This is a genomic window from Gemmatimonadales bacterium (assembly GCA_030697825.1).
Taxonomy (GTDB): domain Bacteria; phylum Gemmatimonadota; class Gemmatimonadetes; order Gemmatimonadales; family JACORV01; genus JACORV01.
Genome location: JAUYOW010000041.1, coordinates 17,330 through 29,741, shown reverse-complemented (window position 1 = coordinate 29,741; position 12,412 = coordinate 17,330). Strand labels below are relative to the sequence as shown.

The following is a 12,412-nucleotide window of genomic DNA, read 5'->3' as shown; positions in this document are numbered from 1 at the left end:
GGCAACCCCCAGCCGGAGCAAGGCCAAATAGGCGGCGAGGTCCGGCCCGGACCGACCACACCGGAAACGGTGAGCCGCGGGTAGGCTGCACGAGGTGGCGGGCGACCGCCATCCCAGAGAGATGACCGTCCGGCCTTCGGGCCGAACAGAACTCGGCTTACGGCTCCGCCTTCGGCGCCGCGACGCGGCAGGATCCGCTTCGCGGCGCTGTCGTAGGTGCCTGGCCGCCAACGACCCGGGAGGGATCTCGCCGATGCGTCGCCGACTCACGCTGGTCATGTCTACCGCCGCTGCCGCGGCTTGCGCCGGACGCTCGTCGCCGCCGGCGGCGCCGGCGCCGGTCGCCGCGAGGGCCCCAGCCCCCGCGCCGCCTCGCGATCCTTCCACGCTCCGCTATGCGCCGGGCGCGGGGCGCTACCACACGATGACCGAGGGCTCGGTCGAGGTGATGGGTCAACAGCAAACGTTCGACTCCCATCTCTACATCTCGGCGGTCGTCAGCGCGGCCGGCGCGAATGTGGGTGTCGCGGTCACGATAGATTCCGCATCCGGGACCGGGCCCGGCAACGATGGGCTGGGCGCCGCACGCGGGCGCGCGGTGAGCCTCGTCTTCACTCCGACCGGGCAACCGGTCGCCATGACGTCCGCCGATTCCGCCAACCCCGCGGTCCAGGGACTCTCCGTGGAGCTGCGCGAGCTCCTGCCCCAGTTGCCTGTCGGGGCGATCGGCGTCGGGACGACCTGGCCGGACACGATCACCCGCCACGTGCCGGCGCCCGGCGTGAATCTCACGATGAACATCGCGCGCCAGCACCGCGTCGTCGGATGGGAGGACCGCGACGGCGTCCGCGTGCTGCACCTCAGCACGACCGGCACCTACACGATGACCGGCACCGGCGAGGCACAAGGACAGTCGCTCGAGTTCAGCGGCACCGGCCGCAACGCCGCGGAGCAGTTCGTTTCCGCCGCCGGCGTCTACCTGGGCGGCACGTCGGCTGACACCGCCGACGTGAACGTCAACGTCGTCTCGGCGGGCATGCAGGTGTCGACCCACCGCGTCCAGCGCGCGTCCGTGACGCGCCTGCCGTGATGGCCGGGCGGGCGCTAGCGCTCGCCACCTGGTCCGTTCTCGCGGCGGCAGCCCTCCCCCGTGCTGCCGCCGCGCAGTTCTTTCCGGCGCAACCCGCCGGCTACCTGCTCACGACCGACGCCAGCGACGGGCGAGCCCTCTGGGTGAACCCAGCCGGCCTGGTGAGGCGTACCGAAGCCAGCGTCGGCGCGGACCTGGCGATCGAGCGCTCTCCGCTGGACACCCGCGTGAGCCAGTTCGGCCTCTTCGCGGCCAGCCGCAATCTCGCGTTCGGCTGGAGCCACAACCGCCTGCCCGCGGGAGCGAGCGCCGGAGGGAACCTGCCCGAGCGGGCCGCCAACGTCTACGCGATCGGACTCGGCCTCGGCGATCCCGTCTTCTCGGCCGGCGCCGCGAAGCGCTGGTACCGCGGGGACGCGCGCTCCTCGGCGTGGGACGTCGCCACGCGCCTCGCCGTGAGCCCGCACCTGGACCTGTCCGTCGTCTGGCGGGACATCGGGTCGCCCATCGTGGCGGAGACCATGCTGGAGGAAACGCTCGTGCCTGCCGCATCGCTGAGTTTGCTCGGCGGGCGCCTGCGTGCCGGCGTGGACTGGCTCGTCTCCACCGACGGGTGGAGCACCCGCGAGATCCGCACCGGCTGGACGGTGCGGACGGGGGAGCGCCTCTCGGTCATGATCCGCACCGATCTGACGCCAGGGCTCGGCCGACGCCGTGCCACTCTCGCGCTGCAGTGGGGCACGCCGAGGGCGCGCACGACTCTGTTCGTCTCGGGCCGCGGAGCGATCGACACCGAAACGTTCGGCGGCGGCTTGTTGATGATCAGTGCGCCGCCGCCCGCCCGCGGCCGGCCACGGCGATAGGGATCGGATGCGCGCCGGGCGCTGGATCCGCAACCCGTTGCTGCTAGCGATCGGCGCTACCGCGTTGTTCACCCTCTGGCTCGGCTTCGTCTGGCCGCCACCGTCCTGGTGGCGCACCCACTGGCCGGCCGAAACGGCGTTCATGAACATGCGGGAGCGCCAGCTCGCCACGTCGCGCGACACCACGCCGCGCCGTTATCGGGCCGTCCCGCTCGACTCCATGAACGACTGGCTGGAGAAAGCCGCGACCGCCGGTGAGGACGACGCCTTCTTCACGCACCACGGGATCGACTATCACGCCCTGCGTGAAGCGCTCGGTTACCGGCGTCCGGAGTTCTCCTGGGGCGATGCGCGCGACCGCGCCGAGCTGAGGCGCGCCATCAGGAGCGCCCGCGAGCGGCGCGACCAGCCCCGTGGCGCGAGCACCATCACCCAGCAGCTCGCGAAGAACCTCTACCTGTCGCCGTCGCGCAATCCGCTCCGCAAGCTCAAGGAAGCGGTGATCGCGTACCGGCTCGAGTGGGCGCTCACCAAGCCGCGCATCCTTGCCCTGTACCTGAACGTGGCGGAGTTCGGCCCGAACCTCTGGGGAGTGGAGGCGGCGAGCCAACGCTACTTCGGGCGCGGCGCGCCACGGCTCTCGATGGACCAGGCGGCGCTGCTGGTGGCGACACTCCCTCATCCGCTCACGTCGAACCCCGCCTACCGCCCCGGCCGCACGCGCTGGCGCCAGCAGCTGATCCTGCGCCGTCTGCGCGGTGAGCCTGTCGAAGTTCCGCACGAAGCCGCGGAGGACTCGGCGCTCGCGAACCCGCCCGCCGCGGCGGACACCATCATACGCCACGATTCCACGGTACGCCGCGATACAATCGTGCCCCGAAACGATTCGGCCGCCGTGCCCCAGAGGGACTCGACGGCCCGGAAACCGTCACCAGTCAGTCAGTCGTTAGCCCCTGGCACGTCGCAGCCAACGGCCAACGGCTTACGGCCAACGGCTCAATCTACCAATCTCAGCGGCATCACCAGGCAGAGGTACGAAGAACTGTCGTCCCACCCCACCGGCTCCGCCGTGGCGGCCCGCTCGGGCGCCTTGAAGGTGAAGCGCACCTCGTCGGTCGGCATGTACTTCAGGAGCTCGAGCAGGTAGGCGGCGTTGAAGCCGATCTCCAGCGCATCCCCGTCGTACGTCACCGCCATCTCGTCCTGAGCCTCGCCCAGGTCCGGCGTCTGCACGCTGAACTTGAGCGTCCCGCCGCCCAAGGCCAGCCGGATGCGATGGGTCTGGTCGCTCGCGACGATGCTCATCCGCCGGAGCGCCGAGGCCATCGCCACCTTGTCCACCGTGGCGAACTTGTCGTTCTCGCGCGGGATGACCTGCTCGTAGTTGGGGTACGGCCCCTCGATCAGCCGGGTGTAGACCTGGGTTCCAGCGGTGCGGAAGCCCAGGTGGTTCTCGCTCTTCGCGATCTCGACCTCGTCGTCCGGCCCGAACAGCCGGCGGATCTGCTCCAGCGCCTTGGGCGGCACGATGAGGTCGGCCTGCTGGCCGCCGGCCCCGGACAGAGCAACCTCCATGCGCGCCAGCCGATGGCCGTTGGTGGCCACCATCCGCATCCGGTCCTTGCGCAACTCCCACAGCACCCCGTTCAGGATCGGGCGGCTTTCTTCGGTCGAGACCGCGAACGCCACGTGTCCGATGAGCTTGTGTAACTCCTTGGCGAGCACCTTCCACGCGTCGTCGAACTTCACCTGCGGGAACGATGGGAACTCGTCGCGCGGCAGGCCCAGGAGCCGGAACTTGCTCTTGCCGCACTCGACGTTGGCGCGCTGCTCGCCCGCCGACGTGACCCTCACCGGTGATCCAGGCAGCTCGCGCGCGATGTCGGAGAGTTTCTTCGCCGGCAGCGTGATCGCGCCTTCCTCGTCGACCTCCGCGGCGACCGTCGTGGACACGGCGATGTCCAGGTCGGTCCCCGAAAGGCGGAGACCGTCCTTCTTCGCCTCGATCAGGATGTTCGAAAGCACCGGCAGTGTCGTCTTCGCCGGTACGCTCGAAACGACCGCGAGAAGACCCTCCTGCAGCTTCTCGCGTGTGATCGTGAACTTCATCCGACCCTCATGCGGTGCGGGGAAAGCACGGTTACTACCTTCCTATAATAGAATCTAGTAGTAGTAGTAGAGTCTGTGGAACTGTTGGCGAACGAGCTAGATGACATCGCGGTGGCGGGTTACCACCCGTCGCCCACCGCGCACGGATGTGGAGTCCTCACGCTACTCCCCACCGGTCACCAACGCTTCCACACTCCCCACGCCCTTTGCCCAAAGCGCCAACGTCACTATGCGGACAACTCGCTGCGGGCCTGGACGACCCGATCGCGGAAGCTGTAATCGCGCGCCATCTGCCGCCCCACCTTGTCCACGCTGTGGATCACAGTCGAATGGTCGCGTCCCCCGAAAGCCTGGCCGATCTCGACCAGCTGCATCCCCAGCATGTCCCGCGCGAGGTACATCGCCACCTGCCGCGGAACGGTGAGGCGCTTGGTACGCGCCTTAGAGCGGAGCCCCTCCGGCGTCACGCCCCAGCGGCGGGCCACCACCTCCTGCACCCGGTCGATCGATGGCGCGCCCTTCCGGCCGTTGCCGCCACCTTCTTCGCTCCCCGCCTTGATCTTGTCCGACAGGGCCTCGCGCGCGAGGTCGATCGTTATCTCGCGGTGCTTCAGCGAGGCGAAGAGGAGCAGCTTGATGATGCACCCCTCCAGCTCGCGAACCGAGCTCCGAACGTGCTCGGCGATGAACTGCAGCACGTCGTCCGGGAGCGTCAGCTCGAGGTGGTCCTGCTCGGCCTTCTTGCGGAGGATAGCCGTCCGGTGCTCGAGGTCGGGCTGGCCGATGTCGGCTACCATCCCGGACTCGAACCGCGAAACGAGGCGCGCTTCGAGCCCCGGGATCTCGGTGGGTGGCCGATCGGAAGTCACGACGATCTGCTTGCCGGCCTGATGCAGAGCGTTGAAGGTGTGGAAGAACTCCTCCTGCGTCATCTCCTTGCGCTCGAGGAAGTGGACGTCGTCTACGAGGAGGAGGTCCAGCTCGTGGCGGTAGCGGCGCCGGAAATCGGGCATCACCTTGGCCTGGATGCCCTCGATGACCTCGTTGATGAACTGCTCGGCGCCGATGTAGGCGGTGCGGATCCCCGGCGAGCGCCCGATAACCGTGTGGGCGATGGCCTGCATCAGGTGCGTCTTGCCGAGGCCGGTCGCGCCGTAGATGAACAGCGGGTTGTAGTTCTTGCCGGGGGCCTCAGCGACCGCGTAGGCGGCGGCCGCCGCCAGCTCGTTGGACTTGCCGATGACGAACGTGCCGAAGGTGTACCGCTCGTTGAGCGGCATGGTCCAGGCCGGCGCGGCCCCCGTGGGGACCGCGCCAGCCGACACCGGCGGCGCGACGAAGAAATCCATTTGCGACCGACGAGACCGCTCTTCCTGCACGCGGAAGGACACCTCCAAAGGGGTGCCCAGCACCTCGGCAGATATCTCCGAGAGGAGCTTCGCGTGCTTCGACTCATTCCACTCGGCCGCGAACTGGTCGGGCGTCGCCAGGACCAGTTTTCCGCCTTCGAGGCTCACCGCCTCAGCGGGTTCCAGCCAAGTCCGGAGCGTGGGTTCCGGCAAACGAGTGCGCGCCTGGTCGAGGAGGCGCTTCCAGGTGTCTTTCGCCGACTGCTCCATCAAGACCGAAGTTGGGAAAACGGGGAGGTGCTAAAGGGCGCCCGAACCTACGAAGCTCATGTGGAAAAGTCAACCTTGACCCAAATGCCCGGCCGCGAGTACGTTTCGCGGCTTTCTGAAGCCATTTTTCGAGAGGCAGAACGGTGAAACCGAGCTATCGCCCGCGCAACCGCAAGCGCGTCAACAAGCATGGGTTTCGCGCCCGAATGGCGACGCGTTGGGGCCGTGCGACGCTATCACGGCGGCGGAAGAAGGGCCGGAAGCAGCTGACCGTCCGGATACCGTCCAAGCATCACGGCGGCTGACGGCGGAACGGCTGACGAGGTCGTCTCGCATCACGCGCGCCACCGAGCTCCGCGCGCTCATCACACAGGGGAAGCGCCGTCGAACGGATCATCTGGATCTGTTCACCCGGCCTTCCCCTGTCGGCTTGTCGCGCTTGGCCGTGATCGTGCCGCGCCACGCGCATACCGCAGTGCGGCGCAACCGCTTGCGGCGTCAGCTGCGTGAGATCGGCAGGCGCGAAGTGCTGCCGGCGTTGTCCGAGCCTCTGGACGTCGGGCTCCGGGCCCGACCACCGGCGTACGAGGCCAGCTTCGAAACATTGCGCCGGGAAATCGTAGGGTACTTGTGTCCATCGTCGCGCGATTCTGCGTCCTCATGATCCGCGGGTACCAGGTGACGTTCGCGCCGTTCCTCCCGTCGGCGTGCCGGTACACACCCTCGTGCTCGCACTATGCCCTGCAGGCGATCGAGCGGTATGGTGCGCTCAGAGGGAGCTGGATGGGCGCGCGTCGCATCCTTCGCTGTCACCCCTTTCATGCCGGCGGCTATGACCCGGTTCCCTGAGCGCTGATGGAGCGCCGACTGCTGCTGGCCATCCTCCTGATGGTGATCGTCGCCGTGGTGCCGTCGCTCTTCATGAAGCCGGCTCCGAGGCGCCCCGCGCCTGGCGCGGCCGTGGAGACGCCGTCCGCGGCTGCGCGCCAGGATGCGGCGCTGTCGCCCGCTCCGGGCGCCCCGGCGAGGAGTGCGCCCGCCGAACCGACGATGGCTCGGGCCGAGCCCGCGCTGGTCATCGACACCGCATCCCTCGCGTCGCCGCGGTCGGTCTACCGTGTGACGTCGCTCGGCGGCGCCATCGATCGGGCGGAGTTCCCGGGGTACCGGTCGTTCCGCGGCGGCCGCCGCGGCGAGGTCGTGAACCTGGTACGCCCGGCCGACCGGGTCCTCCTGCACCGGCTGGTGGTGGGCAGCGACACCGTCCGCATGGACAGCGCCATGTTCGCGCTCACGAAGGTGGGCGACCGGCTGAGCCTGGCGGGCAGCGCTGGTCCGCTGACGCTGGCGCTGGAGTACGCTGGCGGGGCGGGGCGGGACTACCTGATCACGGTGACCGGAGAGGTCGGCGGGCTCGAGGGGCGCGGCGCGGTGCTGCTGATCGGCCTCGGAGCCGGTTTCCCCAACCTCGAAGGGGACAGCGTCGACAACTACCGCCATTATGGGGTGGCCGTGCGGCGGACTAGCGTCGAGAACCACCCGTTCCGCTCGCTGAAGCCCGACACCGCGACCGTGGTCGACGGCCCCTTCGACTGGGTAGCGGTCAAGTCGAAGTACTTCATGGGGGCGCTCCTTTCCAGGGACAGCACGCACCCGGCGTTCGGCGGCGCGCTGCTGACGGGCGGGCTGCGCGTCGGCAAGTTTTCCACGACGGCGCATACCTGGGTCACCATGCCGGTGGGGCCCGACGGCCGGTTCCGCTACGATGCGTACCTCGGGCCGCAGGAGTACCGGGAGCTGCACCCGTTGGGCCGATCGCTCGACCGGGCCTCGCCCTATGGCTGGAAGTTCAGTCCCATCGTGATGCCGGTCGCCTCGTGGATAACGCGGCTGTTCATCTGGATGCACGAGAACCTGAAACTGGGCTATGGTCTCGTGCTGGTGCTCTTCGGGATCATGGTGCGGCTCGCGCTCTGGCCGCTGAACCAGAAGGCGATGAAGAGCCAGGTGGCGATGCAGGCCGTCCAGCCGCTGCTGAAGGACATCCAGACCCGCCACAAGGACGACCCCGCCAAGCTCCAGTCGGAGATGATGAAGCTGTACAAGGAGCACAAGGTGAATCCGGTGGGCGGGTGCCTGCCCATGCTTCTGCCCCTGCCGATCCTGCTCGCGCTCTTCTTCGTCTTCAATAGCACCATCGAGCTGCGCGGCGTGGCGTTTCTCTGGCTGCCGGACCTATCCCAGCGCGACCCGCTGTTCATCATTCCGGTCGTGATGGGAGGGTCGATGTGGGCGCTGTCGAAGCTCGGGACCATGGGGATGCCGCCCAATCCGCAGGCCAAGATGATCACCATCGTCATGCCGATCATGATGACGGTGCTCTTCTTGAATTTCGCGTCGGGGCTTAACCTGTACTACGCGGTGTCGAACCTGGTGAGCCTGCCGCAGCAGTTCCTGATCAACAAGTCGCGCGAGGCGGAGCTGGCGCGGCGCCAGGCCGGACCGCCGCCCAGGCGCTAGCCGCCCTTCCGCTCCATCTGTTCGGTCGCCGCGCGCCACACCTCGTCGGCCAGCCACTCCAGCCGCTCCTCGGCGTACTCGAGGTCCTGCTGGCCCATCGTTCGGACGTTGCGCGCGACGTAACGGACGTGCTCGACCAGCTCGTCGAGCACTTCGCGCAGCTCGCGGTTGGCCCGCCGTTCGTTGGCTGCGTCGTCGGTCACGCGCCCACCGCCTGGTCGGGGGCGCGACGCGTATCTGCTGAAGTGAACTCCGCCGCGGCGGCACGTGCCGCCGCCGCCACACCCCGTTCGAGCACCAGCGCCTCTGCCATCCTGGCTCCCAAATAGTAGCCGGAACGCTCCGGCAGTACCCGACCCTTCACGAGACGCGCCGCAGGGCTCATGCCACCCGTCAAGTAACGCAGGCGCAGCCCGAGGCCCGTGCGGTCGAGGTCGGCCTCCGCCGCGCGGAAGAGGAAACTCTCCAGCTCGCGCATGCGGCGGTACTGCCGCCGCGTGAAGCCGAAGTAGTCCTCATCCTGGTGACCCGGGGCCGCGGCGCGCGACGCGTGCACGGCCACCCCCTCGTTCAACAGGAGCTCACGGAGCGTCGCGCGGCTCCCGATGTCCCAGCAGTCGAAGGTCCCACCGCCCTCGGTGATCATGCGCTTGAGGTCGGCACGGCTGTTCGGAGACGTGTACCGCACCAGGTGGGCCACTTCGTGCCCGATCCACAGCGGCAGCAGCTCGGGCGCGAGCCCCAACCCGAACGTCTCCGGGTTCGCGTGGCCGGTGAAGTGTTCGACGCCGACCACGACGACCCCCCGGCCGCTTATCACCAGCTCGCCGGCGTTCGCGCCGCCGACACCGACGGTCAGGTACAGGTCCAGCTCCTGCTCCACCTCCAGGACGGCCGACGCGGAGTTCAGCGCCTCGACCGCGACGCGCTCGATGTCCACCCCGGCGAGCATCCGCACCAGGTCGCGGCGGTCGGCCGCGAGCGTCGCCTCGATCACCTGCTCGGCCGGCGGGGAGTCGAGGTCGAGCACGTAGTTGTGCCAGTAGGAGGCGAGGACCTGCCGGTGCCGCTCGAGATAGTCGCGGTACGCGGCGACCCGGTCGGGCGCGCCCTGCGTGGCGAGAAACTCTGGGACGAGGTTGATGATCACGCGGCCGAACAAATACAGGGGAAAGACGGCAGGACGTCAAGACGGACGTTGGCCCGCGGAAGACTTTCGTTCTACCGAAGGTCGAATTCCAGCGATGCACTCGCCGCGCGCGTACCGCGCACCGCATCGAGAATCTCCAGGTGCATCCGGTAGTGCCCGCGCGGCAGCCGGCCCGGGTCGATGACGAGCGATTCCATGATAGTCATGTCAGCGGGCTGCTCGCGCGTTAGACTCACGCTCGTGATCCGCTCGCGACCGCGCAGACCGAGGAACCCGCCGCCCTCCCGCTCGAAGCGATACGTCGCCTGGTAGCGGGACATGCCGTCCGCGCCGCCGAGCCCGTACACCTCGGCGTAGAAGCGCATGGGAGTATCGGCCCGGAGGCGCAGGCCGGCGGGCGCGGCGCGCTCGAGCGCGCCGCGTTCCGGAGGGACCGCACCGGCAGCGATCAGCAGGCTCGAGACGGCGAGCGAGTCCGCCCCGAATCTCGGGAGCTGGACGGCGCCGCGGAACCGGCCTATGCGCTCGTCGCGCTCCGCGTCGAGGGCGAGCACGTAGCGCCCGGGCGGCGCGACCAGGTGCAGCGCCCGTCCCGTCGCCGTATCGCGCGCCACCTCGCGTCCACCGCCGTCGAGCAGCACGGCGGTCGCATCGACGCCGGAGGGGAAAAGCACCAACTCCGAGACGCCGTCCACCCCGTGCCGGAACGCGGCTGGCCAGAAGACGAAACTGAGCCGAGCGTCGAGGTCCGGCCGGTCCGTGGCGAGCAGGCGGCGCGCCGACTCGAGTTCGCCCGCGACGACCGGGGTCACGACCTGGTCGCCGGAGAAGCCGAATCCCCCGGTGCGGCGGGCGAAGGTTACCTGCAACATTCCATCGGGCAGGTAGTAACGCCACGTCTCAGTGTCGAGCCCCCAGACCAGGCGCTCTCCCGGGGTGCCGTAGCGAACGAAGATGCGGCCGCGGTCGTCGAGGTAGTCCTCCAGGTTCGCCGTCTCCTCGCTGTCTCCGTCGAGACGGCCTCCGAGGCCGGCGGCGACCGGCGCGTCCGTGACTCTCGTCGCCCGCCCTTCCGCGACGCCGCGCGAGATCGCCTCGAGGTCCGCGCCGGGCGGCGCACCGAGACCTCCGGCGAGGGTGCGCCACGAGCGCGAGTGGTGGAAGCGGGAATTGGGATGGAGAAGGGCAAAGGCCCGCCGGGCCTCCATCATCCGCCGGAAGTGCTCTCCGATCCGCTCGTTGAGCGGCGTCCTCAGATCCGGCTCGCGCCGCGCCCAGAACAGCCGCAGCAGCGCTTCGCGCTCCTCGGGGGCGGCGAGTCCGTACGCCCCGCGCTCGGCGGGCGTAGCGATGCTGCGCACCTGGCGCCACAGCACGCCGCCCGTATCACGGTCCGCTACGCGCAACGCCGAATCGTACGCCCGCGCACCCTCGTCATCTCTCCGCTGCTCGAAGAGTAGCCGGGCGAGGAGCCCGCGCGGGGCCGGATCGCGCGGCGCGGCACCGATCGCCTCGGCCAACAGCGACACGGCCTCGTCGTAGCGCCGGAGCTCCACCAGGAGCCCGGCTCGCCACAAGTCCGCGACCCCGTCACCCGCATGCCGCGCCAATGCGGTCACCGCGGCTCGCCGCTCGGCGTCACCGCGATAGAGCGTCGTCCAGAGCGCCCACGCGTCACGGTAGTGCGGGTCGAGTTCCAGCACGTGCACCAGGGCGGGCCGCGAGATCATCTCACCGTCGTCCCCCCGGAGTGCCAGGCCGACCTTGCCCAAGTAGTAGAACGGCTCGGGGTTGGAGGGGTCGAGCGCGCCCGCACGGGTGAGGAGAGACTCGGCGCGGTATCGGCCTATCACGGGCCACGCGAGCTGGATCCGGCCCAGCAGGGTGAGGGAATGCGGATCGTCAGGGCGCGTGCGTTCGACTCGCTCGGCGATCCGGCGCGCCTCCGCGAGCCGGCCTCCGGCCAGCAGCGACTCCGCACGCGCCAGCAGCGAGTCGTGCTGCGCGAGCGCGAGGGCGAGGGAGAGCGCTACGGCGTTCGCGCCAGCACCTCGCGGATCGTCTCGGCAGCGGATGAAGTGAAGCCGTAGTTGACGACGTCATCCACTCCGCCGGGCGCCGAGGTTTCGCGGATCGCCTCGACCATCAACTCGACCGCGTGGCGGAAGGGGACGGGCTCGTCGCCCATGGCCACGCGGATCATGTCAGTGGTCCTGCTGGAACCTCTTGCTCATCTCGTCGAGGAAGCGCCGCTCATCCGGCGTCAGGTTCTCGAGTCCGCCCGCCGAGATCTTGTCCAGCACCCGGTCCACTTCGGCGAGCACGGAGTCGTCCTGGCCGCGGCGGCGGGTCGGCCCGAACGGTTCGGACCGGCGGGCGGCGTCCGCCGATGGCGGCCGCACGAGGACGGCGGGCGCGTGCTCGGCCACGGCGCTGGTGCGGGAGCGGCTCAGCAGGGTACCGGCGCGCAAGTAGAGGAAGGCCGCCGCGAACCCTCCCAGGTGCGCGAAGTGCGCGGTGCCGTCCTGCACGCCCATGACACCCGCCCAGAGGGAGAAGACCGCGAAGAACAACACGAGCCACTTCGCCTTGACGGGGACAGGGAACGGGAAGATCAGCACCGGGGCGTCAGGCCACTCGAGCACGAATGCGAGCATCACGCCGTACAGCCCGGCCGAAGCGCCGATGATGATCCCGTTCCCGCCGAAGGGCACGAGCGCCAGGCTGAGTAGCGCGCCCCCCAGAACGGAGAACAGCCAGAGACGGATGAACGTGCGGGACCCGAAACGACCCTCGACCGGCGGGCCGAACATGAAGAGCCCGATCGAGTTGGCCAGGAGATGGAGGAACGAGCCGTGGAGGAACGCGTAGGTCAGGAGTGCCCACGGCTGGCGCAGCGCCAGCGACGGCTCGAACCCGAAAGTCTCGGTCAGCCACGGGTCAGTGAACACCGTCAACTGCAACAGGTAGACCGTGCCTGTCGCGATCAGCAGGCGACGCACCCACGGCGTCAATGCGAATGGAGATCCGTCGTAGCTCATGCGGTCCTGCCGAGAGGTAT

General features: G+C 69.1%; 12 protein-coding genes and 1 pseudogene. 6 read left to right on the top strand and 7 right to left on the bottom strand.

Features of this window, described 5'->3' with window-relative positions:
* Positions 1 to 253 precede the first annotated feature (253 nt).
* The 3 genes and pseudogenes from Q8Q85_01800 to Q8Q85_01790 all read left to right on the top strand — a co-directional run bounded on the left by Q8Q85_01800 (position 254) and on the right by Q8Q85_01790 (position 2,695).
* Positions 254 to 1,090 carry a hypothetical protein gene (locus Q8Q85_01800; GenBank protein ID MDP3772978.1) on the top strand — a complete coding sequence of 279 codons (837 nt, stop codon included), beginning with the start codon at positions 254 to 256 and terminating at the stop codon, positions 1,088 to 1,090.
* Positions 1,087 to 1,953 carry a hypothetical protein gene (locus tag Q8Q85_01795; protein ID MDP3772977.1) on the top strand — a complete coding sequence of 289 codons (867 nt, stop codon included), beginning with the start codon at positions 1,087 to 1,089 and terminating at the stop codon, positions 1,951 to 1,953. Before Q8Q85_01800 ends, Q8Q85_01795 begins: the two co-directional genes overlap by 4 nt.
* 148 nt (positions 1,954 to 2,101) lie before the next feature.
* Positions 2,102 to 2,695 (top strand): annotated as a pseudogene (locus tag Q8Q85_01790) (biosynthetic peptidoglycan transglycosylase).
* Between the two features lie 254 nt (positions 2,696 to 2,949).
* Here Q8Q85_01790 and dnaN read toward each other — a convergent pair.
* Complete coding sequence (gene dnaN / locus Q8Q85_01785) at positions 2,950 to 4,062, bottom strand: DNA polymerase III subunit beta (GenBank protein ID MDP3772976.1); 1,113 nt, start codon at positions 4,060 to 4,062, stop codon at positions 2,950 to 2,952.
* Between the two features lie 227 nt (positions 4,063 to 4,289).
* Complete coding sequence (gene dnaA, locus Q8Q85_01780; GenBank protein MDP3772975.1) at positions 4,290 to 5,681, bottom strand: chromosomal replication initiator protein DnaA; 1,392 nt, start codon at positions 5,679 to 5,681, stop codon at positions 4,290 to 4,292.
* A 143-nt stretch (positions 5,682 to 5,824) separates the two neighbouring features.
* Here dnaA and rpmH point away from each other — a divergent pair, with 143 nt between their 5' ends.
* The 3 genes from rpmH (at position 5,825) to Q8Q85_01765 (ending at position 8,201) form a co-directional block, all read left to right on the top strand.
* A complete protein-coding gene (rpmH, locus tag Q8Q85_01775; protein ID MDP3772974.1) occupies positions 5,825 to 5,986 on the top strand; it encodes a 50S ribosomal protein L34 in 162 nt (53 codons plus the stop codon).
* Between the two features lie 325 nt (positions 5,987 to 6,311).
* Positions 6,312 to 6,530 (top strand): membrane protein insertion efficiency factor YidD, encoded by a 219-nt coding sequence (gene yidD / locus Q8Q85_01770; protein MDP3772973.1) that lies wholly within the window; start codon positions 6,312 to 6,314, stop codon positions 6,528 to 6,530.
* 6 nt (positions 6,531 to 6,536) lie between these two features.
* The gene (locus tag Q8Q85_01765) at positions 6,537 to 8,201 is read left to right on the top strand and encodes a YidC/Oxa1 family insertase periplasmic-domain containing protein (GenBank protein MDP3772972.1); all 1,665 of its coding nucleotides are present in this window, start codon (positions 6,537 to 6,539) and stop codon (positions 8,199 to 8,201) included.
* Here Q8Q85_01765 and Q8Q85_01760 read toward each other — a convergent pair.
* The 5 genes from Q8Q85_01760 to Q8Q85_01740 form a co-directional block, all read right to left on the bottom strand.
* Complete coding sequence (locus Q8Q85_01760) at positions 8,198 to 8,404, bottom strand: hypothetical protein (GenBank protein ID MDP3772971.1); 207 nt, start codon at positions 8,402 to 8,404, stop codon at positions 8,198 to 8,200. The two genes, Q8Q85_01765 and Q8Q85_01760, sit on opposite strands and share 4 nt — an antisense overlap.
* A complete protein-coding gene (locus Q8Q85_01755) occupies positions 8,401 to 9,351 on the bottom strand; it encodes a hypothetical protein (protein ID MDP3772970.1) in 951 nt (316 codons plus the stop codon). Before Q8Q85_01755 ends, Q8Q85_01760 begins: the two co-directional genes overlap by 4 nt.
* Positions 9,352 to 9,422: 71 nt before the next feature.
* Entirely contained in the window at positions 9,423 to 11,204 is a 1,782-nt protein-coding gene (locus Q8Q85_01750; GenBank protein ID MDP3772969.1) for a GWxTD domain-containing protein, read from the bottom strand.
* Positions 11,205 to 11,380: 176 nt separating this feature from the next.
* Complete coding sequence (locus Q8Q85_01745) at positions 11,381 to 11,554, bottom strand: hypothetical protein (protein MDP3772968.1); 174 nt, start codon at positions 11,552 to 11,554, stop codon at positions 11,381 to 11,383.
* 1 nt (position 11,555) lies between these two features.
* The gene (locus Q8Q85_01740) at positions 11,556 to 12,392 is read right to left on the bottom strand and encodes a rhomboid family intramembrane serine protease (protein MDP3772967.1); all 837 of its coding nucleotides are present in this window, start codon (positions 12,390 to 12,392) and stop codon (positions 11,556 to 11,558) included.
* Positions 12,393 to 12,412 lie beyond the last annotated feature (20 nt).